At 68.8% G+C, this 21555-nt stretch carries 21 protein-coding genes and 1 tRNA gene; 4 read left to right on the top strand and 18 right to left on the bottom strand.

The window, feature by feature from the left end:
• Positions 1 to 92 precede the first annotated feature (92 nt).
• A tRNA-Ser gene (locus FHP06_RS14235) sits at positions 93 to 179 on the top strand.
• Between the two features lie 87 nt (positions 180 to 266).
• Here the strand turns inward: FHP06_RS14235 and FHP06_RS14230 are convergent.
• From FHP06_RS14230 to FHP06_RS14215, 4 genes are all read right to left on the bottom strand, one after another.
• Positions 267 to 863 (bottom strand): hypothetical protein, encoded by a 597-nt coding sequence (locus tag FHP06_RS14230; RefSeq protein WP_147687456.1) that lies wholly within the window; start codon positions 861 to 863, stop codon positions 267 to 269.
• Between the two features lie 30 nt (positions 864 to 893).
• Positions 894 to 1361 (bottom strand): hypothetical protein, encoded by a 468-nt coding sequence (locus FHP06_RS14225; RefSeq protein ID WP_147687455.1) that lies wholly within the window; start codon positions 1359 to 1361, stop codon positions 894 to 896.
• A gap of 290 nt (positions 1362 to 1651) precedes the next feature.
• On the bottom strand, positions 1652 to 2323 hold the full coding sequence (locus tag FHP06_RS14220; protein ID WP_147687454.1) for a VIT1/CCC1 transporter family protein: 672 nt from the start codon (positions 2321 to 2323) through the stop codon (positions 1652 to 1654).
• 49 nt (positions 2324 to 2372) lie between these two features.
• Entirely contained in the window at positions 2373 to 2861 is a 489-nt protein-coding gene (locus FHP06_RS14215) for a DUF2231 domain-containing protein (protein WP_147687453.1), read from the bottom strand.
• 277 nt (positions 2862 to 3138) lie between these two features.
• Here FHP06_RS14215 and FHP06_RS14210 point away from each other — a divergent pair, with 277 nt between their 5' ends.
• A complete protein-coding gene (locus FHP06_RS14210; RefSeq protein ID WP_147687452.1) occupies positions 3139 to 3813 on the top strand; it encodes a BON domain-containing protein in 675 nt (224 codons plus the stop codon).
• A gap of 64 nt (positions 3814 to 3877) precedes the next feature.
• Here FHP06_RS14210 and FHP06_RS14205 read toward each other — a convergent pair whose 3' ends face one another.
• The 6 genes from FHP06_RS14205 to FHP06_RS14180 form a co-directional block, all read right to left on the bottom strand.
• Positions 3878 to 4210 carry a cupin domain-containing protein gene (locus tag FHP06_RS14205; RefSeq protein ID WP_147687451.1) on the bottom strand — a complete coding sequence of 111 codons (333 nt, stop codon included), beginning with the start codon at positions 4208 to 4210 and terminating at the stop codon, positions 3878 to 3880.
• A gap of 20 nt (positions 4211 to 4230) precedes the next feature.
• The gene (narI, locus tag FHP06_RS14200; protein WP_147687450.1) at positions 4231 to 4959 is read right to left on the bottom strand and encodes a respiratory nitrate reductase subunit gamma; all 729 of its coding nucleotides are present in this window, start codon (positions 4957 to 4959) and stop codon (positions 4231 to 4233) included.
• Positions 4959 to 5660 (bottom strand): nitrate reductase molybdenum cofactor assembly chaperone, encoded by a 702-nt coding sequence (gene narJ / locus FHP06_RS14195; protein WP_147687449.1) that lies wholly within the window; start codon positions 5658 to 5660, stop codon positions 4959 to 4961. The genes narI and narJ overlap by 1 nt, the downstream gene beginning before the upstream one ends.
• Positions 5657 to 7315, bottom strand: coding sequence for a nitrate reductase subunit beta (gene narH / locus FHP06_RS14190; RefSeq protein ID WP_147687448.1), 1659 nt, complete (start codon positions 7313 to 7315; stop codon positions 5657 to 5659). Before narH ends, narJ begins: the two co-directional genes overlap by 4 nt.
• A 1-nt stretch (position 7316) precedes the next feature.
• Positions 7317 to 10988, bottom strand: a complete 3672-nt coding sequence (locus FHP06_RS14185; RefSeq protein WP_147687485.1) for a nitrate reductase subunit alpha — start codon at positions 10986 to 10988, stop codon at positions 7317 to 7319.
• A 124-nt stretch (positions 10989 to 11112) separates the two neighbouring features.
• Complete coding sequence (locus FHP06_RS14180) at positions 11113 to 12282, bottom strand: MFS transporter (protein ID WP_147687484.1); 1170 nt, start codon at positions 12280 to 12282, stop codon at positions 11113 to 11115.
• A gap of 241 nt (positions 12283 to 12523) precedes the next feature.
• On the opposite strand from FHP06_RS14180, the gene FHP06_RS14175 reads away from it, so the two are divergent.
• Positions 12524 to 12967 (top strand): pyridoxamine 5'-phosphate oxidase family protein, encoded by a 444-nt coding sequence (locus FHP06_RS14175; RefSeq protein ID WP_187271951.1) that lies wholly within the window; start codon positions 12524 to 12526, stop codon positions 12965 to 12967.
• Positions 12968 to 12970: 3 nt separating this feature from the next.
• Here FHP06_RS14175 and FHP06_RS14170 read toward each other — a convergent pair whose 3' ends face one another.
• On the bottom strand, positions 12971 to 13819 hold the full coding sequence (locus FHP06_RS14170) for a universal stress protein (RefSeq protein WP_187271950.1): 849 nt from the start codon (positions 13817 to 13819) through the stop codon (positions 12971 to 12973).
• 313 nt (positions 13820 to 14132) lie between these two features.
• Between FHP06_RS14170 and FHP06_RS14165 the strand changes: the two genes are divergently transcribed.
• Positions 14133 to 14546, top strand: coding sequence for a pyridoxamine 5'-phosphate oxidase family protein (locus FHP06_RS14165; RefSeq protein ID WP_147687445.1), 414 nt, complete (start codon positions 14133 to 14135; stop codon positions 14544 to 14546).
• A 3-nt stretch (positions 14547 to 14549) separates the two neighbouring features.
• On the opposite strand, the gene FHP06_RS14160 is transcribed toward FHP06_RS14165, so the two are convergent.
• The 7 genes from FHP06_RS14160 to FHP06_RS14130 are packed head-to-tail and all read right to left on the bottom strand — an operon-like array spanning position 14550 to position 21481.
• The gene (locus FHP06_RS14160) at positions 14550 to 15362 is read right to left on the bottom strand and encodes a universal stress protein (protein WP_147687444.1); all 813 of its coding nucleotides are present in this window, start codon (positions 15360 to 15362) and stop codon (positions 14550 to 14552) included.
• Positions 15359 to 16294, bottom strand: coding sequence for a carbamate kinase (gene arcC / locus FHP06_RS14155; RefSeq protein WP_147687443.1), 936 nt, complete (start codon positions 16292 to 16294; stop codon positions 15359 to 15361). The genes FHP06_RS14160 and arcC overlap by 4 nt, the downstream gene beginning before the upstream one ends.
• Positions 16291 to 17298 (bottom strand): ornithine carbamoyltransferase, encoded by a 1008-nt coding sequence (gene argF, locus FHP06_RS14150; RefSeq protein WP_147687483.1) that lies wholly within the window; start codon positions 17296 to 17298, stop codon positions 16291 to 16293. Before argF ends, arcC begins: the two co-directional genes overlap by 4 nt.
• Positions 17299 to 17341: 43 nt before the next feature.
• Entirely contained in the window at positions 17342 to 18565 is a 1224-nt protein-coding gene (locus FHP06_RS14145; RefSeq protein WP_147687442.1) for an arginine deiminase, read from the bottom strand.
• Positions 18562 to 19986, bottom strand: a complete 1425-nt coding sequence (locus FHP06_RS14140; protein WP_147687441.1) for an amino acid permease — start codon at positions 19984 to 19986, stop codon at positions 18562 to 18564. Before FHP06_RS14140 ends, FHP06_RS14145 begins: the two co-directional genes overlap by 4 nt.
• A 60-nt stretch (positions 19987 to 20046) precedes the next feature.
• Positions 20047 to 20628 (bottom strand): flavodoxin domain-containing protein, encoded by a 582-nt coding sequence (locus FHP06_RS14135; protein ID WP_147687440.1) that lies wholly within the window; start codon positions 20626 to 20628, stop codon positions 20047 to 20049.
• Position 20629: 1 nt separating this feature from the next.
• Positions 20630 to 21481, bottom strand: coding sequence for a universal stress protein (locus FHP06_RS14130; protein ID WP_147687439.1), 852 nt, complete (start codon positions 21479 to 21481; stop codon positions 20630 to 20632).
• Positions 21482 to 21555 lie beyond the last annotated feature (74 nt).

Raw genomic sequence — 21555 nt, 5'->3', positions numbered from 1 at the left:
AACAGCCGTTTCTGGCCAACCGCACGCCGCCTCGGGGACCACTCTGACGTCTCGGTATCCTGTTCCGGTTGCCGGTCGCCGATCGGCGACGGGGAGATGTCGCATAGTGGCCTAGTGCGCCCGCCTGCTAAGCGGGTTGAGGTTCAAACCTCTCGCGGGTTCAAATCCCGCCATCTCCGCGCCCAACGTCCAGGCTCGAACGAGCCGCACCACCCTCCGAACACGAGTACTCCCGGGCCCCCGTCAGGACCCGGGAGCACCGCGGCTCAGGCCGGCTGGGCCACCCGTCGGGTGACGACGCGCTCGGCGGGCTTCTCAACCCGATGGGCGTGCCGGATCCCGAGCCCGGCGAACACCAGCAGGAGGGCGCCGGCTCCGAAGGCTCCGTAGGCGGCGATTCCGGCGATGGTGCCGATCGTGGCGAACGCGTACGCGTTCAGGAGCAGGCCTCGCAGCGTGTTGCCCATGAAGAGCGTCTGCCGCAGCTGACCGAGCTGCTGGCCCTCGGCTGATGCCTTGGCCTGGTCGGACAGCGCGATGAACTCACCGCTGACCTCTTCGTAGGTGCGTCCGTTGCTGGCCGCGTTCATGTGGACGAGGATGTAGTGGTCGGCGAAGGCCTTGGCCTCGGGACCGGTGTCCATGACGCTGCCCGCGTAGGGCTTCAGGGCCTTCGCGTCCGCCTTGGGCAGCGACGCGAGCGCGTCCCCGCTGGGCATGGTGATGTCCTGCATGGTGAGCTGGTGATCGACCTGGTCACCGATGAAGGTGCTGCCCCAGGTCAAGAGGCCGCCTGCGGCCAGGAGGACGGCCGCGAGAGCGACTCCCGTCCACGAGATGAGCTTGTCGAATGCCGAGCGCATGATGACTCCTAAGTGATGGCGGCGAACCGTTCACCGCGTTGACTCCACGTTCGCAACGTGCGCCGGCGTGGCGGCAGAGCAGAACGGCTCGACTACTGCGGGCGGAAGGTCCTCACTCCCAAGGACGTTCCGCCGGGTGGAAGGCGGTCGATGACCGGACCGTGTGACCGGCGCTGCGCGCCACAACGACACCAGCGACAGCACGAGTGGGACGGACCAGAGCAGAAACCACCAGCTGAACGCCACGAGGAGGACGTTGAAGCTCACCAGCATGACCAGGCCGGCCTGCCGAGCCCGCCCCTCGATCAGCACGAGCACCCCCGCGGCCGCCTCGAACGCGATCAGGAGGCCGATGAAGATGCCCTGGTGGGGCGCAACCACGGACCTCCACGCGTCGCGTACGAACGAGGTCCAGGCGTCGTCGGCGAAGGCCGCGTAGTCGTCGCCACGGATGAGGAAGTACGCGTTGACGAAGGCGCCGGCCAGGATCCACAGCACGCCTACCCCCGCGATGCCGATGAGGTAAGCGCGACGGCTCCTGCGCCCAAGGACGCTGCAGGCGGCGACGAGAACGCCGAGCCCAGCCCAGACGAAGGGTAGGAGCCACCCCATGTTCCAGCCGATCATGTGACCTCCTCTTTCCTCTCTTCCAGCCTGGACGTGCCGCCCGTCCTGGCCCAGGGCAGTTCGTCCCGACTTCAGAGGACTCACCACCCGACCGCGACGTCATCAAGTTGAACCAGCCCTGCGCCAAATGGAGGTCAAGTCCGGTGAGGGTCGCCTGTGCGTCAGCTGACGGCCGTCCCGAAGGCCCGCCCGATCGCGTATGTGAGCGCCAAACCCACCGCACCACCCACGACGATGCGCGTCACGGCGACGCGGATCCGGCTGTGGCCGAGCCGAGCACTGACGACGCCGGCTGCGGCAAGGGCCGCGAGGACGATCCCCACGGTGACGGGGACGCGGGATGACGAGGGTGCGAGGAGGATCGCCAAGAGCGGAAGCAACGCACCCAGGGTGAACGCCACCATCGAGGCACCGGCGGCGTGGTACGGGTTGGTCAGTCCCTCGGGATCGATCCTCAGCTCGACGTCGACATGTGCCGCGAGTGCGTCGTGCCGGGTCAGCTCATCCGCGACCTGTCGCGCCGTCGACGTCGAGAGGCCCTTCGCGACGTACAGACCGACAAGCTCCTCGAGCTCGTCCGCGGGCCTGTTCGCCAGTTCCCAACGTTCGAGGGCGAGCTGAGACCTCTCGCTGTCACGCTGGCTGCTGACCGAGATGTACTCGCCGAGACCCATCGACACCGCGCCGGCGACCACCCCCGCGAGACCTGCGGTGAAGATGACCCCTCGGTCTGCGGTGGCGCCCGCGACGCCGACGACGAGACCAGCGGTCGAGACGATGCCGTCGTTGGCGCCGAGAACTCCAGCCCGCAACCAGTTCAGCCGTGATGCCATGCCCGGCGCGTGGGGCTCGTCGCCGTGCCACGGCCGACCGGTGAGCACGTCACTCCTGCGTCAGAGGCATCGACGACATGTTCGTGTCGTTCCACGCCGCCTTCGCGCCGCTGTGGCCGATCCGCGCCACCTGGACGCCGGTGCCGATCGCCGCGGCGATCGCCAGGAACGACACCGCCACGGTCACCGCCTTCGCCGGACCACGGTCGGCCGCCGCTCGCCGCTGCAGCACGTACGCGACGACGGCGAGGACGAACAGGCCGATCATCCACGGAAACAGCCCTTCGGCCATCTCAGTGTGCCGGTGCAGCGCAGCCGTGTTCGCGACGTGTTCCTCCAGCGTCTCGCCGGTGGACGTCGACATCGGCACGAGGATCACCCCGACCAGGCTCAGACCGGCTGGTAGGGGACCGGCCCAGCCGCGGAACCTCGAGGAGACGGCGGCCAGGACGACCGTCAAGGCCGCCAGAGGAATGATGACCACGGTGGCGTGGACGACGAGTGGGTGGAGCGGCAGTCCGTAGAACGTGGTGGGCATGGTCTTCCTCTGGCTCGGTGCGGGGCGAGACCCATCGTCGGGTTCCGTCGCTCATGGGCGGGTCATTGAACCGTCACATCCAGGTCAAGCGGTGCTGCTGGCGTGCACCGCGATCCTCGTACCGTGCAGCAGGCCGGAGGCAGGTGCGAGGGTCCCCGATCGCGGGGACTTGCGACCCTCGGTCTCGTGACCTGCGGCCGTTCTCTCCCACAGCCTCGAGCGGAACCGTGAGTGGTGACAGAGGGCCTCGAGCCCCATCCCACGAAAGGAGGAGAACATGAGCGTCTCCACAGCAAGCAAGACGGACAAGGACGTCCAGGACCGGGTCGAGAAGGAGCTTCGGTGGGCGCGCCAGGTCGACGATGCCGCGAACATCGGGGTCGCCGTCCACGACGGCGTCGTCACCCTCACGGGCGAGGTCAAGAGCTTCGCCCAGAAGGTCGCTGCCGGCAAGGCAGCCCTTCGCACATGGGGTGTCACCGCGATCGCCAACGACATCGAGATCATCTACCCCGGACATCCGAAGACCGACGCCGAGATCGCCGAGAACGCCCGCAACGTGCTACGCCTCAACGCGAACATCCCGGACGGAGCGGTGAAGGTCGAGGTTCGTCACGGTGTCGCCACCCTGACGGGCGCCGTCGACTGGAACTACGTCCGACTGGAGGCCAAGCGAGCCGTCCAGAACCTCGTCGGCGTGAAGGGTGTCGCCAACCAGATCACCCTCACTCCTCGAGTCAGCGGTCTCGACACCGAGAAGATGATCAAGGCGGCCCTGATGCGGAACGCGAGCGTGGACGCCAACAGCATCCACGTGAACGTCATCGGCAACAAGGTCGTCCTGCACGGCACCGTCGGGTCCTACGCGGAGAAGAAGCAGGCCGGCTATGCCGCCTGGTCCTCACCGCACGTGTCCGAGGTGGACAACCAGATCGTCATCCGTACGCACTGACGATCCGCACCGACGTGCCCCGGCCATTACTCGTGGCCGGGGTGCGCCTGTCCCTACCTCCGTCTCAGGCCCGCGTGGCGACGGTCAGGAGCACCGCTGCGTCGGACAGGGCAGTCAGGTCGTGCCGAGCCGCCGGGATGACGAGAAAGTCGCCCTCACTGCCCTCCCAGGAGTTGTCGCCCGCTACAAGACGGACACGACCGACGAGGACGTAGAGCGTCGCTTCACCGGGCGATTGGTGCTCTCCGAGGGAGCGCCCGTGAGCCAAGGCGATGACCGTCTGGCGAAGGTCGTGCTCGTGGCCGCCGTGGACCGTCGTCGCTGCTCGGCCGCTGCTGGCGTCGCGGGCCTGCTCGAGTTGTTCATGCGCGAGTCTCGTCAGGGAGGTGGCGTCCATGGCTCTCTCTCCTGTCGGCGTCAGCCGACCCGGTCCCAGCCGCGCCTGGGTGCGTGGCTGCCGAGCGCCGCGTCGTCGCGGCTGCGGTAGACGATGTACGGACGGGTCAGGTAGCCCACTGGGGCGCTGAAGACGTGGACGAGACGGGTGAAGGGCCACAGAGCGAACAGGCCGAACGCGACGAGGCCGTGGAGCTGGAACCCGATCGGTGCGTCCGCCATCAGATCCGGTTGCGGCTGGAAGGCCAAGAAGGACCGGTACCAGACCGAGACGCCTTCCCGGTAGTCGTAGTGGCCGCCGACGGACAGGACCGAGCCGGCGATCGTGTTCCACATCCCGAGGACGATCACGACGCCGAGGAACGCGTACATCACCTTGTCCATGCGGGTCGTCGCCGAGAAGACGGGACCGACGGTGCGCCGCCGGTAGATGAGGATCGCGAGCCCGACGAGCGTCATCACCCCGGCGACGAGGCCTCCACCGATGGCCGCACCGTGGTACATCTCGGTGGTCACGCCGATGGCGTCGGTCCACGACTCCGGCACGAGCAGACCGATGACGTGGCCGCCCACCACCCCGAGCATGCCGAAGTGGAACAGGGGGCTGCCGATCCGCAGCATCCGGTCCTCGTAGAGCTGCGACGATCGGGTGGTCCAGCCGAACTTGTCGTACCGGTAGCGCCAGAAGTGCCCGACGGCGAACGTGGCGAGGCACAGGTACGGCACGATCACCCACAAGAAGACGTCCATCAGCGCGCCCCCGGGAACGAGGGCATCGGCAGGAGCGTCGGCCCGTCGGGTGTGGCCGGTCCGGGGTCGAAGCCCGGAGTGGCGTACGGCGTCAGGCCGACCTCCTCCTCGGGCGGGCCGTCGGCCGCGAGCCGACGGACGGCCTCACGCTCGTCGCCGTCGAGGGGCGGGAGGGTTGAGCAGACCGCCTCCAACGCTCCGGCCCAGCGCGAGTCCGCGTCGACGAGCGAGAGGCGCAGCAGCTCCAGCCCTGCTCGGTGGTCCAGCAGCAGCTGCCGACCCTTGGTCTGGTCGATCGTCGCCGCATACTCCAGCACGACGCAGAGGTGGTCGGGAAGCTCGTCGTCGGTGACGTCGAAGCCGGCCTCCTGGTACGTCTGCTTGAACCGCAAGAGGGCCACCCCGCGCTTGCGGGTGTCGCCGTGCGCGAAGTAGGTGAGGAACAGGTTGTGCCGGCGACGGGTGTCGAAGGTCTCGACGTACTCGGCCTGCAGCTCGTCGAGCGGCAGCTCGCCCAGCCGCCCGAGACAGGTCCGTAACGGCGCACCCACCGGGGCGGGGAGGACGCCCGACGCGCGTCGGACCAGCTCGTGCGTGGTGGCATGACCCGGGGCGGGGTAGCTGAGCAGCAGCGAGGCGGACTGCCAGGCTGCCGTCAGCTGAGCGGCGTCCAGGCCGGCGCGGCGCGACCGGGCCCTCATGGCTTTTCCGTCTCGTCGGCGCGTGGCGGGAACATCCCGGTCGGGGTGCCCTTGCCGTCCCAGTTGAGCAGGTTGACGCGGGCCGACCTGTCCGACGGAGAGGCGATGGTGTCGGAGGTCTGGCGGTCCTTGAGCATCTGGAAGTTCTCGACCGCGATCGGGTCGACGCCGCCCGAGCCCTCGCCGAAGATCTCCGGGTTCCCACCGCCGTACTCCGAGACCGCGCACTCGGTGGCCAGTTCCTCCAGCGCATGGGCCTGCTCGGCGTGGGCCGGGGGGATCACGTAGCGCTCGTCGTACTTCGCGATCGCGAGGAGCCGGTACATGTCGTACATCTCCTCCTCGCTCATGGCGACTGCCTGCGGGATCGCCCCGTTCGGGTCGCGGCCCATGTTGATGTCGCGCATGTAGGAGCGCATGGCGGCGAGCTTCTTCAGGACGCCGTCCACGGGGGCGACGTCGCCGGCGGTGAAGAGCTCGGCCAGGTACTCGACCGGGATGCGGAGCGCATCGATCGCGGCGAACAGATTGCCCTGGTCCTCGGCGTCCTCACCGGTGTCCTTGACCACGTCGACCACGGGGGACAGCGGCGGGACGTACCAGACCATCGGCATGGTGCGGTACTCCGGATGCAGCGGGAGGGCGATCTTGAACCGGTTGATCAGCGCGTAGACGGGCGACCGCTGGGCGGCCTGCACCCAGTCGCGCGGGATGCCGGCCTTCTCGGCCTCGCGCTGGACGTCGGGGTCGTCCGGGTCGAGGAACACGTCCCGCTGCGCCTCGTAGAGGTCGTGCTCGTCCGGCGTGGACGCCGCCTCGAGCACCTTGTCCGCGTCGTAGAGCATCAGGCCGATGTAGCGGAGCCGCCCCACGCAGGTCTCCGAGCAGACGGTGGGCAGACCGACCTCGACGCGGGGGAAGCAGAACGTGCACTTCTCCGCCTTGCCGGTGCGGTGGTTGAAGTAGACCTTCTTGTACGGGCACCCCGAGATGCACATGCGCCAGCCGCGGCAGCGGTCCTGGTCGACCAGGACGATGCCATCCTCGGAACGCTTGTAGATCGCCCCGCTCGGACAGGAGGCCGCGCACGACGGATTGAGGCAGTGCTCGCAGATCCTCGGCAGGTAGAACATGAACGTCTGCTCGAACTCAAGCTTCACCTTGTCGGCGATCTTGCGGAGCATGGGGTCGTGCTTCTCCGTGGCCGCGGATCCGCCGAGGTCGTCGTCCCAGTTCGAGGACCACTCGATCTTCATGTCCTCGCCGGACAGCAACGACTTCGGACGAGCCACCGGGGTGTGCTCCTGCGCGGGCGCGTCGGTGAGGGTGGCGTAGTCGTACGTCCACGGCTCGTAGTAGTCCGAGATGGACGGCATCTTCGGGTTCGAGAAGATCGTGAGGAGCTTCCTCAGCCGTCCGCCGGCCTTGAGCTCGAGCCGACCTCGCTTGTTGAGCGTCCAGCCGCCCTTCCACTCCTCCTGGTCCTCGTAGCGTCGCGGGTAGCCCTGACCGGGCCGGGTCTCGACGTTGTTGAACCAGACGTACTCGGTGCCGGTGCGGTTGGTCCACGCCTGCTTGCACGTCACCGAGCAGGTGTGGCACCCGATGCACTTGTCGAGGTTCATCACCATCGCCATCTGCGCCATGACCCTCATGTCAGTACTCCACGTCCTGGCTGCGGCGACGGATGACGGTGACCTCGTCGCGCTGGTTGCCGGTGGGGCCGAGGTAGTTGAAGGCGAAGGCGAGCTGGGCGTAGCCGCCGATGAGGTGGGTGGGCTTCACCAGGATCCGGGTCAGCGAGTTGTGGATGCCCCCGCGCTGTCCCGACGTCTCCGCGATGGGGACGTCGATGAGCCGGTCTTGGGCGTGGTGCATGTAGACCGTGCCCTCGGGCATCCGGTGCGACACGATCGCACGCGCCACGACGACGCCGTTGCGGTTCACCGCCTCGATCCAGTCGTTGTCCTCCACCCCGACCTTCGCTGCATCGCGGTCGCTCATCCAGATGGTCTGCCCGCCGCGCGACAGCGACAGCATGAACAGGTTGTCCTGGTACTCGGAGTGGATCGACCACTTGTTGTGCGGCGTCAGGTAGCGCACCGTGACGCCCAGCTCGCCGGTCGACCCGATCTCCGGCTCGGCGAACAGGGCGCCCATGTTCAACGGCGGCCGATACACCGGCAGCGCCTCGCCGAGCTCGGTCATCCAGTCGTGGTCGAGGTAGAAGTGCTGCCGCCCCGTCAGGGTGTGCCACGGCTTGAGCCGCTCGACGTTGATCGTGAACGGGGAGTACCGCCGGCCACCGGTCTCCGAGCCCGACCACTCCGGGGACGTGATCACCGGGACGGGCGCGGCGACGGTGTCGGCGAAGGTGATCTGCTTGCCCTCGTGCTCGGCGGCGAGGTCGTGCAGCGGCGTGCCGGTGCGTTTCTCGAGCGTCTTGAAGCCCTGGGTGGCGAGGTGGCCGTTCGTCGTCCCGGACAGGGCCAGGACGGCCTCGCAGGCGTGGATGTCCTCCACCAGCGAGGGCCGGCCGTCGGCCGGACCACCGCGGATGGGCCCGTTCTTGCCGCGCAGGTACTCGACCGCCCGAGCCACGTCGTAGGTCACGCCCTTGGTGGTCGTGCCGAGCTGTTCCAACAGGGGCCCCAGCGCCCCCATCTGCGCCCCGACCGCGGTGTAGTCGCGTTCGACCTCCACGATCTTCGGCATCGTGACGCCCGGCACCGGGTCGCACTCCCCGAGCTTCCAGTCCCGCACGACCCCGTGCGGGTTGGCCATGGCGTCGGGGGTGTCGTGCAGCAGCGGGACGGCCACGACGTCCTTGCGGATGTCGAGCCGGCCGGCGGCGAGCTCGCTGAACTTCGAGGCGATGGTCTGCCACGCGTCCCAGTCGGTGCGGGTCTGCCACGGTGGCGCGATCGCGGGGTTGAACGAGTGGATGTACGGATGCATGTCCGTGGTGTTCAGGTCGTGCTTCTCGTACCAGGTCGCCGCAGGCAGCACGACGTCGGAGAACAGCGTCGTGCTCGTCTGCCGGAAGTCCAGCGTGAGCAGGAGGTCGAGCTTCCCCTCCGGCGCGTCGTCGTGCCACTCGACCTCCCGTGGCCGCTGGTCCTCGTCGGCCTCGACGGCGCGCAGCGAGCTCTCCGTGCCGAGCAGGTGCTTGAGGAAGTACTCGTTCCCCTTGCCGGACGAGCCGAGCAGGTTGGCCCGCCAGATCGCGAGCACACGAGGGACGTTCTCCGGGGCGTCCGGGTCCTCCGCGGCGAATCGCAGGTCGCCCGACTGGAGCTGGTCGACGACGTGCTCAGCCACCGGACGTCCGGCCTGTGCGGCCTCGTCCGCGAGGTCGAGCGGGTTGCGGTCGAACGTGGGGTAGGACGGCATCCAGCCCATGCGTGCGCTCTTGGCGATGACGTCGGCCGTGCTCAGGCCGGCGAACGCCCCGCTCCCCGTGGCGGCCGCGGTGGCGTCGGCCGAGAACGTGTCGTAGCGGAACTGGTCGGTGTGCAGGTACCAGTACGCGGTCTGGATCATCTGGCGCGGGGGACGCGCCCAGTCCAGCCCGAAGGCGAGCTGGGCCCAGCCGGTGACGGGCCGGCACTTCTCCTGGCCGACGTAGTGCGCCCATCCTCCGCCGTTCACCCCCTGGCACCCGGTGAGGGTGGTCAGGGCGAGGAAGGCGCGGTAGATCGTGTCGGAGTGGAACCAGTGGTTCGTGCCCGCGCCCATCAGGATCATCGAGCGGCCCTTGGACTCCTCGGCGTTCTGCGCGAGCTCACGGGCGACCCGGGCGGCAGCGGCCGCGGGGACGCCGGTGATCGCCTCCTGCCACGCCGGCGTGTACGGGGCTTCCACGTCGTCGTACGACGTGGCGTAGCCGCCGCCGAGCCCGTCCCTGCCGACGCCGTACTGGGCCAGCATCAGGTCGAAGACGGTGGTCACCAACCGGTCGCCGACGCGACGCACCGGGACGTCGCGGGTCAGCGCCCGTGCGGTGCCGTCGACGTCGTCGAAGCGGGGCAGCTCGACCGAGACGGTCTCCGCTCCGGGCTCGAGCAGGGTCAGCCGGGGGTCGACGTCGCCGAGGTCGAGGTTCCAGCGGCCGGCGCCGGCGTCGCCGAACCGGTGGCCGAGTGCTCCGTTCGGCACCGCGAGGTCCCCGGTCCGGGCGTCGACGAGCACGGTCTTGAAGTGGGCGTTCTCCTCGGCGGCGTGCTCGGGGAGGTCCGCGGCGGTGAGGAACTTGGCGGGACGATGGGCGTCGCCAGCCGGCTCGAGGGCCACGAGGTAGGGCAGGTCGGTGTAGCGCTTCGTGTAGTCGACGAAGTACGGGGTCTGGCGGTCGACGAAGAACTCCTTGAGCACGACGTGCCCCATGGCCATGGCCAGGGCTCCGTCGGTGCCCGGGGCGATGGCCAGCCAGTCGTCGGCGAACTTGACGTTGTCGGCATAGTCCGGCGAGACCACGACGACCTTCTGTCCCCGGTACCGCGCCTCGGTCATCCAGTGCGCGTCGGGCGTGCGCGTGACGGGCACGTTGGAGCCCCACATGACGAGGTAGCCGGCGTCCCACCAGTCACCGGACTCCGGCACGTCGGTCTGGTCGCCGAACACCTGCGGTGAGGCGACGGGGAGATCGGCGTACCAGTCGTAGAACGACAGCATGGATCCGCCGACCAGGGACGTGAAGCGCGCGCCCGAGGCGTGGGAGACCATCGACATCGCTGGAATCGGTGAGAATCCCGCGACGCGGTCCGGTCCCCACTTCTGGATGGTGTGCACGTACGCCGCGGCGATCATCTCGGTCGATTCGTCCCAGGTCGCGCGAACCAGCCCGCCCTTGCCGCGAGCCGACTTGTAGGCCTTCGCGCGCTGGGGGTGGTCGACGATGTGTGCCCATGCCTTCACCGGGTCGCCGCCGTGCTGCGCCTTCGCCTCGCGGAACATCGTGAGCAGGACGCCGCGGACGTACGGGTACCGGACTCGCGTGGGCGAGTAGGTGTACCAGGAGAACGCTGCGCCACGAGGGCAACCGCGGGGCTCGTACTCGGGCTTGTCCGGCCCGACCGACGGGTAGTCGGTCTGCTGCGTCTCCCAGGTGATGATTCCGTCCTTGACGTACACCTTCCACGAGCAGGACCCGGTGCAGTTGACGCCGTGGGTGGATCGCACCACCCGGTCGTGGCTCCAGCGATCGCGGTAGAAGGAGTCGGCCTCACGTCCGCCGACCTTGTGGAGAGTGCGCAGGTCGTCGGAGACCCTCGATCTCGTGAAGAACCGACGTGTGCGGACCAGCGCCTCGGTGAGCTCCCCGTCCATCCCCGGTGCCGCTGCGCCAGGAGCACCATCGGGCTGCACGTCAGTCGTCACCCGGACCCTCCTCTGGTCGCCCCCTGCTCGCGACTCAACCACGCGTCGAGTGAGCGGATCAAGGGTGCGCAGCTCATACGTCGTGAGCGCGGGCCGTCCGGCTGACGACCACCACGGTCAGCAGCAGGGTCAGAGCCGCCGTCGCTGCGAGCAGCCACAGGCCTATGGCATAGGAGTCCGTGCGGCCGTAGATGTAGCCCATGAGGAGCGGTGGCACGAAACCTCCCAGACCCCCGGCGGCTCCGACCAGACCGGTGACACCGCCGACGCGCGACGGGTCGGTGGCCCTGGCGATCAGCGCGAACGTGGCACCGCTGCCGGCGCCCAACGCCGCGGCCATGACGAGGAACGCGACCGTTCCGATGCCGTCAAGCGGCGGCGTTCCCGCCGAGACGCCCGCGCAGACCGTGACCACGCCGAGGACTCCAGTGAGCACCGGGATCGGACCCAACCGGTCCGAGAGCCACCCTCCGAGAGGCCGCGAGAGCACCGCAATGATCACGAAGCCGGCCATCCGGTTGGCGGCATCCGCCGGCGTCAGCCCATGTGCCGTCTTGAGGTACGCGGGCAGGTAGACCGAGAAGGCGACGTACCCGCCGAAGGTCACGGCGTACAGGATGCAGGCCTGCCAGGTGATCGGCAGTCGTGCCGTAGCCACCAGGCGGGTCAACAAAGGCGTCGACGCGATCACCCGGCCGGGGGCGTCGCGCAGGACGATCCAGGCGACTGCGGCGTACAACGCGAGAACCGTGGCGGTGATCAGGAACGGTGCGGATTCGCCCGCGTCGGTGTAGAGCTTCACGGTCGTCAGCGCGCTGATGGCGGTACCGCCCATGCCGGCACCGAAGATGCCGACGGCAAGGCCGCGGCGTTCCGGTGGGAACCACGCATTCACGAACGGAACGCCCACGGCGAACGCCGTTCCTCCGATGCCGAGGAAGAACCCGCCGACCAAGAGCAGAGAGTACGAGTCGATGGCGACGAGGCCGACGAACAGGGTCGGGACGATGGTCGCGACCGACACGAGAGGGAACATGACGCGGCCGCCGTACCGGTCGGTCAACGCACCGACGATGATCCGGCCGAGTGATCCGACGAGGACGGGGACGGCGACGAGAAGAGCGACGTCGGACTCGCTGAGCCTCCCCAGCGTTCCCGTGTCGCGGAACATCGGACCCAGGGGACTGATCAGCGCCCAGGCCCAGAAGTTGGCGGCGAACCCGAACGTCGCGAGGGCCAGCATGAGCCACGGGGACCGCGTCCCTTGGTCTCGGCTCGCCTCGGCTCGCTCCGGCATGACCGTGTCCACGATCCCCACCCGTGCGGGTCTCGTCAATGCTGTACGTGCTGGCGACATCACGATTCCTTCGGTCGATCTCCGTCATGTCGATGCTGGTCCGGCCAGGCACGGCGCGCCACGGTCATAGGTCCTGAGTCGGTGGGACCTCCGGGACGACGTCTTAGGCTGGAGACGGAGGTGGCGCGTGACGAACGATGGATCATCTGAGCCTGACGACGGCGGAGGCTCCATCAGCGCCATTCCGCCCGACGTGTGCCTGACGTTGCTCGCAGGTGCGACGGTCGGACGGCTCGCATTTCTGGGCCACGGCGGTCGGATCGAGCTGCTGCCGGTGAACTTCGTCGCCGTCGACCGGGAGATCTACTTCCGTACGAGTCCACGCGGCCCCTTGGCGGCCCTCACCGAAACCCCGACCCACGTCGCCTTCGGCGTCGACCACGTCGACAGCGCCTTCGGTCAGGGATGGAACGTGACCGTCCGCGGTGAGACCGAAGGCGTCACCGACCCAGAGACCATCGAGCGGGCCCAGGCAGCCGGCCTCGCTGTGCCGTGGGCCGGAGGGGATCGAACGCTCGTGATTCGGATCGTCGTGGCGGAGATCGACGGCCGACGCGTGTCCCGGGTCTGAGCGTCAGCGACGGGTGCCGGCGTAGTCGGCCGGGACCACGGCCACAGGTCCCTCGGCAGCACGCACGACGGCGGTGGCCAATGGGCGCATCACGAACGCTGCCTTGACGTGCGGGGCGCCCAGGACGACGAGCTCGGCGCGACGGCTGGCGTTGCGGCACGCCTCGTCGGGCTCGGCGATGCTGAACGTCGTCGTGACACGGACGTCGGGGTAGCGTTCGCGCCATCCGGCGACGACTTCTGCGATGGCGGCGCGGTCTTCGTCAGCGTCGATGCCGGTGTCCCGGCCCGAAAGCGCGTGGAGGACCTCCAGATGGCCGGCACGGCACTGCGCCTGCTCGAAGGCGAAGGTCAGCGGCCCGGTTGCGGCGGTGTCGCCGTCCAATGCGACGACCACTCCACCGCTCGACGAGCGCAGGAATGTTGCCTCAGGGACGAAGATGATCGGACAGCTCGAGGTCTTCACGAGGTGCGACGTCACCGTCCCGCGGATGAGTCGCTCGAGGAAGGAGATCTGGTCGGCCCCGAGCACGAGCAGGCAGGCGTCGCGGCTGGCGTCCTCGAGCGCGTACGGTGCCGAGCCGGGGTCGAGGTCGTACTCGACCGCGACCGGCTGGGCCGGCTCCTGCTCGATCAGGCTGCGGGCGTCGTCCAGCACCTCCTCCCCGATCTTCTCGAGGTCCTCGACCATCCGCGTGAAGCCGCCGAGACCGCTCGCGTAGGCGTAGTCACCGTGGGCGTGAATCACGCGGAGCGGGGCGTTCAGGCGCCGGGCTTCGCGCACCGCGAGCTGCACAGCCGTGGGTTGCTTGTCGATGAGGCCGACGACGACGGGGCGAGTCGTGTGGGTCATGGCTGCTCCTTCACGAGATGGCGTTGCTTCCAGCCTCCTCCGGCACGAACGGGAGTGACATGGGCCAAGGGCGTCTTGCGTGCGGGACCTTCGTCCACGATTCGCGAGGCGTAGGTCTCTATCCGTGGGGTGCTCGCGCGAGCACCGTGAAGGTGACGGACGTGGCGACCGACACGGAGGCCAAGATGAAGACAGCGAGGACTGGGGATCTCCCCCATCCCTCCCTCGATCCGAGTGCGCTCGCTGGGGTGTCCGGGTCGTCCCAGTCGCCACGTCCGTCAAGACTTCCCACGCTTGAAGGGCGGTGGTCGACATGAGCTCCACGCACCACTGGTTCAAGGCGAAGCTCCGAGAGATGCCTCTGGACGACTGCCTCGAGGTTCTGGGGAACAACCAGGTCGGGCGGATCGCCTTCAACGACCCCAGCGGTCCCGTCGTCCTGCCGGTGAACTACTCCGTCACCAACGGGGCGATCCTGATCGCCACCGCGACCGGGTCGAGCCTCCACTCGTACGTCCCCGGCAGCCTGGTCGCGTTCGAGGTGGACGACGTCGACGAGTTCAACGAGGACGGGGCGAGCGTTCTCGTGCGCGGCCGCGCCGCGATCGTGCCGACCGAAGGATTCTCCGACGACGAGCGGCCCTACACGTGGCCGGAGGGACCGCGCGAGGTGCTGCTGCACATCGTGCCGACGCAGATCACCGGCCGTCGGCTCTTCCCCGCCTGACCGTCACCCGGCCGGGACGACGACGACAGGGCACGCAGCCATGCGTGCGCACGTGTCGCCGACCGACCCGAGCGCGCTGTGGATGAGGCCGCTGGTGCCGTGGCGGCCCAGCACCAGGACGTCCGCTCGCGTGCTCAGGTCCACCAGCACCTGGGCGGGCTCGCCCGGGATCGTGGTGCCGGCGACGTCGTCGCCCGCGATCCGACGGGCCGCCCGGATCAGGTCCTGGGCATGGTGCCGGCTCGCGTCGTCGGCGTCTCGCTCGAACGCACACACCAGGCGCAGCTGGTGGCCCGTGCGGTGCGCGTACTGAGCCGCCCACCTCACCGCGGCGGCGCTGCTGTCCGAGCCGTCGACCCCGACCACGACCTCCCCGGACCCCGCGCCGGTCGACACCGGCTCCCGGGCCGCGTAGGACCAGCCCTCGGGCCCGCTGGCGCGGACGAGCTCTCCGTCCTCGTCGACCTCGACGAGCAGGCACCGGGATTCCCGCCGGAGCGTGGCCAGCACGGGGTCAGTGGCGGCCGCGGTCTCCTCCGGCACCTGGACCACGAGGAGGTCGACGCCAGCGCTGACGTCGGTGAGCGCTGCGGCGGGATCTCCGTCGAGGTGCACCGTCTGCAGCGGTGCGCTCGTCGTCATGGCGTCGGAGGTGGCGTAGACGATCACGCGAGCCGGGTCGCGCAGGGCCTCCCCGAGGGCGTAGGCCAGTGCGCCGGTCCCCGAACCGCCGAGCTGGGCGACTGCGATGGTGCGCCGTCGCGCCGGCGTCCGGTGCGTGGTGGTCGATCGATTCTCCGCGTGGTCGATCGTCATGGCAGGGTCTCCAATCCGGAGTGACGCGTGGTGATGACGGAGCCGGCACGGCCGGCCATGATGTCCCGCAGCTGCGTCAGCGAACCGATGACGGCCGTCCCGCCGGTGCCGCGGGCGAACTGCTGCGCGGCACGGACCTTCGGTCCCATCGAGCCGGCCGGGAACGCGTCGGCGTCGATGGCGTCCGGATGGGCCCGGGCGACGCGTCGCCGCACGTTCGTGTCCCAGTCGACGTAGACGCCGTCCACATCGGTGGCGATGATCAATAGGTCGGCATCGATGTCCCGGGCCAGCACGGCGCTCGCCAGGTCCTTGTCGATGACGGCCTCGACGCCGGCCATGAGGTCGGTCTCGTCGTCGACCGTCGTCGGGACACCGCCTCCGCCAGCGCAGATGACGATGCCGCCCTTGCCGAGGATCCACTCCACGGGCTGGGTCTCCACGACGCGCAGCGGGCGCGGCGACGGCACGACACGGCGATACGCGTTCCCGTCCGGCTTGACCGCCCAGCCGTGCTCTGCCGCCAGCCGCTTCGCCTGGTGCTCGTCGTAGACGGGCCCGACGAACTTCTCGGGGTTTGCGAACGCCGGGTCTTCGCGGTCCACGATCGTGCGAGTCACCAGGGTGACGAGGACGCGTTCGTTACCGGTGGCGTTCCCCAGCTCCTGCTCGATCAGGTAGCCGATCATCCCTTCCGTCTGGGCGCCGAGGACATCGAACGGGTAGGCGCTGACCTCGTCGAAGGCCGCAGCCTGAAGGGCGAGCAGTCCGACCTGAGGACCGTTCCCGTGGGACACGACCAGCTCGTGCTGTTGGGAGATCTCGGCGAGCGGCCCGCAGGCCTCGGCGATCGCCGCTCGCTGGTTGGCCACGGTCATCGGCTCGCCGCGGCGCAGGATCGCGTTGCCGCCGAGCGCCACCACGACTCTCATGACCGCTCCAGCGTGGCGACCATCATCGCCTTGATCGAGTGCATCCGGTTCTCCGCCTGGTCGAAGACGATCGACTGGGAGGACTCGAACACGTCGTCCGTGACCTCCAGAGCTGTCATCCCCGTCTGCCGGTAGATCGCGTCACCGACTTCGGTGTGCCGGTCGTGGAACGCGGGAAGACAGTGCATGAAGGCGGTCTCGCGTCGTCCGGTCAGTGCCATCAGCTCGGCGTTCACCTGGTACTCGCGAAGCAGCTCGATGCGCTTGGCCCACACGCTGTCCGCCTCTCCCATGGAGACCCAGACGTCGGTGTAGACGAAGTCGACACCGGCCAGGCCCTTGACCGGGTCGGTGGTCTGGAGGATGGACGCTCCGGTGCCGACGGCGATCTCCGAGGCGGCCTTGACCACGTCGGGGGTGTTCCACAGCGGCTTCGGGCCGACCATGCGTACGTCCATGCCCGTCATCGCGCCGGCGACCAGCAGGGAGTTGCCGACGTTGCTCCGCGCGTCGCCGACGAAGGCGAACGAGAGGCCGTCGATGTCCTCGTCGGCGTGTTCGAGCATCGTGAACATGTCGCAGAGCGACTGGGTCGGGTGCCAGGTGTCGCTCAAGCCGTTCCAGACCGGGACGCCCGAGCTGCGGGCGAGCTCCTCGACGCTGGCGTGCGCAAAGCCGCGGTACTCGATCCCGTCGAACATGCGACCGAGCACCCGGCCGGTGTCCTTGACGCTCTCCTTGTGCCCCAGTTGCGATCCCGTGGGGTCCAGGTACGTGACGTGGGCGCCCTGGTCGTGTGCCGCGACCTCGAACGCGCAGCGCGTGCGGGTTGAGTTCTTCGCGAAGACGAGAGCGATGTTGCGGCCCCGGAGTCGCTGGACCTCACGGTGCCAGCGCTTCTCCTCCTTGAGGTCCTCGGTGAGCTGGAGCAGTCCGCTCCACTCGTCGAGGGTGAGGTCGAGCTCCTTGGTGATGCTGCGGCCACAGAGGCCGAGGTTGGTCATCGGCACGTCGTCGACGAGCGTCTGGTCGAGATGGGTCATGGTCTTACGCCTCTCTGACGATCGGGCAGGTCATGCAGCGCGGTCCGCCGCGTCCACGTCCCAGCTCGGAGCCGACGACGGGGATGATCTCGATGCCGTTCTCGGTGAGGAACTGGTTCGTGAAGGTGTTGCGCTCGTAGCCCATGACGACGCCAGGGGCCAGGGCGAGGAAGTTGTTTCCGTCGTCCCACTGCTCTCGCGCCGCGGCCATCCGGGTGGTCGGGACGCGCAGGACGCGGAGCTTGTCGAGGTCGAGGGCAGCGGCGATCGTGTCGAACAGATCGCCGTTCTCTCGCACGTCGTAGTGCCCGACGCGGCCGACCGGGGTCAGCGTGAACGAGCGCAGCGACTCCGGCAGGTACGGATAGACGCAGAACGCGTCCCGATCCACCATCGTCATCGCCGTGTCGAGGTGCATGAACGCCCTCGCCTTCGGCAGCTCGACGACGATCACCTTGTTCGCCGTGCCGGTCTCGAAGAGCCGACGGGAGAGGACCTCGACGCCCTGCGGCGTGGTGCGTTCGCCCATGCCGATCATCACGACGCCGTGACCGAGCACGGCGATGTCGCCGCCCTCGATCGTCGCCGCCTGGTGCGGCAGCGAATCGTTGCCGTACAGGTCGACGTGCTGGGAGTCGCGGAACATCGGGTGGAACCGGTAGACCACGCGCGAGTTGATCGTCTCGCGCTGGCGGGCGGCCTTGGCCATCGGGTTGATGGACAGGCCACCGTAGATCCAGGCCGAGTTGTCGCGCTGGAACAGGTGGTTGGGGAGGGGACGCAGCAGGAAGTCCTCGTCGCCGAGGTACTCCATCAGGAGGCTGGCCGTGTGGAGCAAGGGGGCCACCTCCCGCTTGAGCACGCCGCCGATGAGCATGTCGGTCAGCTCGACGGCGTCCGTGTGGCCGACGATCGCATCCAGCGGGGCGTCGAGAGCCGGGCCGAACCGGGTGGCCGTGGTCAGCCGGTCCTGCAGGAACTCCCGGGCCCCCTCCTGGTCGAGGGATTCGGCCAGGAGGGTCTCGAAGTGGTGGACGGTGACGCCCCGCTGCCGCATCTGGGCGACGAAGGCGTCATGCTCCTCGCGGGCCCGTTCGGCCCACATCACGTCGTCGAACAGTAGGTCGTCGACGTTGTCAGGGGTCAGGCGCGAGAGCTCGCTGCCGGGACGATGCACGATGACCTCGCGCAGCGTCCCGACCTCGGAGTCGACGTGGAACATGCTCATCGACCCGTCTGCCCGTAGTACGGAACCGGCGCCGGCTCGGTCATCCGACCGCGCTGGGCCAGGTAGACCGGCACGCCGATGGCGAACGCTCCACCAGTCATCAGGAACGGACCCCAGACCACGTACCAGGAGCTGCCGGTGTTCCGCGAGTAATAGACGAACGCGATGGACGCAGCGACTGCGGCGACAGCGACGAGGACGTCCCGGACCACGTGGGCGTCAAGACCCATGCGACGGTCACGCACGCGCCACGCGATCTGCGCCAACGCCGAGAATCCGAACGGGATCGCGGCCGTGATGCCGGTCATCAGCACGAGGGTCGTGAACACGGTCGAGCCGTTGGTGCCCCAGAAGCTGATCAGCACGGCCAGCGACGCGAACAACGTCGAGGACACGATGCCGAAGGCGGGCTCACCGCGGCCGTTGACCGACGCGAACCGAGCCGGAAACAGGCCGTCCTTGGCAGCAGCGCGCGGCATCTCGGCGCAGATCATCGTCCAGCCGTTGAGCGCCCCGATGCCGGAGATGATCACGGCCGCTGCGACGACGTGTCCGGACCAGGTCCCGCCGAAGATGGTGTTCGAGGCGACGGCGTACGACGCCTTGTTCTCGTCCAACGCCAGTGCGTCTGTCGACAGGATGCCGAACACGGCGACCATGGACATCAGGTACACAACGGCGCTCGCCAGCGTCCCCAGCACGGTGGCACGGGGCACGTTGCGCTGCGGGTCGCGGACCTTCGCGGCGGCGACTGCCGCGGTCTCGACGCCCAGGTAGCTGAACAGGCAGATCGCCATCGCCCCGCCGATCGCACCCCAGGTCGTGTCACCGCTGGTGTTCCACGGCGTGAAGTTGGCCGCACTGATGAAGAACAGCCCGATGACAGCCATGAAGAGCAGCGGCACGAACTTCAGGACGGTCGTCACGACCTGGAAGGCACCGATGTTCCGGAGACCGGACAGGTTGACCGCGGCCGGGATCCACAGACCCGCGAGGGCAATGAGGATGCTGAAGGCCTTGGCTCCGTCCTTGTTGATGAAGTGCTCGACGTAGTAGACCCACCCCACGGCGATCGCCGCGTTTCCGGCCCAAGCGGTGATCCAGTAGGACCACGCGTTGCCGAAACCGACGCCGTTGCCGAAGGCACTGCGCGAGTAGGCGTAAGGTCCGCCGTCTGCCGGCATGCGCCGGCTGAGGGAGGCGAAAAGGAGCGCGAAGGCGAGAGCCGCCACGCTGGCGATGCCCATGGCAACGAGGCTGATGGGCCCGTATCCGGCGAGGGAGTACGGAAGGCTGAAGATGCCGACGCCGATGATGCTGCCCACGATGAGGGCGGTCGACTGCGACAGCCCCATGCGGTGCACCACAGCGGCGTCGTGCGCGTGGGCGCCGTGGTGACGGCGCTCGAGCAAGGTGGCCATGATGTTCTCCTGAGTCGTGAATGTGGTGATTCCACCGTCGTTTCACGGGGTGGTCCCGGGTCAGAGGCCGATGCCCTGACCTCGGGTGTCTTTGGTCCCGCCGGTCGGGACCTCATGTCCCATGAGCACGCCGGCGATGTGCTGCGCCCATCGGTCCACCGCCTCCCACCTGCGATGGTCCTCGCGCAGCCCGCGGAGCACCTGGACGACAAGACGCTCGCCCGCCGACAGCTCGGTGTCGTCGAGGTCGCCTCCGAAGACGACGTGCTCGTCGGCCTCGCCGTGATCGACGAGAGTGTCGGCACAGAGCATTCGCTCGTCCTCCGTCCTCGTCTCCGAGACCGGGGCGTTGCTGAACAGCCAGACGTCCGCCGGCGGGTTCTCGCGGAGGTGCTCCAGGGCCCTCGCGGCCCCGTGCATCCAGTGCCCGTCGTAGACGGCACTGCCCAGCACGACGGCATCGGCGCCGTCGAGTGCGCGCAGGTCCGACAGCTCCACCCGGGACACGGCCCAGGTGCGTGGCAGGGCGGCGGCGAGCTCACGCGCGATGCGGTCGGCGATCCCGCGGATCACGCCATGACGACTGGCTGCCGCGACCACTACCGACCGGCTGGCGACGAGCGTCAGAGCCGGCCGGCTCATGTCAAGCGCCCCGGTAGTCGGCGGGGACCACGGCTACAGGGCACTGAGCCCGCAGCAGGACCCGCATGGCGAGCGGGCGGGTGAGTGCCAGCGGCAGCAGAGTGTCGTGGGGTCGCCCCAAGACCGCCAGCTCCGCGCTGCGCGTCGCCCGGATCAGGGCGGCCTCCGGATCGTCGCTCGTGAAGCCTTCCAGCACGGCGACGTCGGGGTAGGTCACTCGCCACCCGGCAAGGACCTCGCCGACCCGCGCTCGCGCTGCCTCCTCGTCCGCCTTGAGCGTGCCGAGGGGCGTCGCGTGCAGGACGTGGAGCAGGCAGTCGCGCGCATTCGCCTCCTCGAAGGCGAATCGCAGCGGGCCGGTTGCCGCGGTCCGGCCGTCCAGCGTGAGGACGACCTCACCGTCAGGCCCTGGGGGAAGCTCCCGCTCCGGCACGACGACGACGGGACACGGGGCGTGCTTGGCGAGGTGTCCAGCGATCTTCGTCCGCATCAGACGCTCGAGCCAGGGCACGTCATCGGCTCCGACCACGATGAGTGCGGCGTTCTCGGCCTCGTGCATGAGGACGTCGATCGGTGTGCTCGGTGTGAGGACGTACTCCACGTCGGCACCGACTCCCAGGTCCTCGAGCACGTGGCGGGCGCCGTCGATCACCATCTCCCCAGCTGCCCTGAACTCCTCCGGCATCGTCATCACATCACCGGCGAAGAGCTCGGCGACCTGCAGCGGCACGTTCGTGGAGTGCACGACGCGGAGCGGCGCGCGACGGCGACGGGCCTCGTCGACCGCGAAGCGCAGCGCCAGGGGCTGTTTGTCCGCGACGGCGATGACGACGGGTTGGGGGGTGTGGTCCATGGGTCCTCCGATGTCCGGTGGTTCCACGATCCGCCGAGGCAGCACCCGCGGACCACGGGCGGCGGGCCCCACCT

Source organism: Aeromicrobium terrae (genome assembly GCF_008039565.1).
Lineage (GTDB): Bacteria > Actinomycetota > Actinomycetes > Propionibacteriales > Nocardioidaceae > Aeromicrobium > Aeromicrobium terrae.
This window is presented reverse-complemented; position numbering and strand designations above follow the sequence as displayed.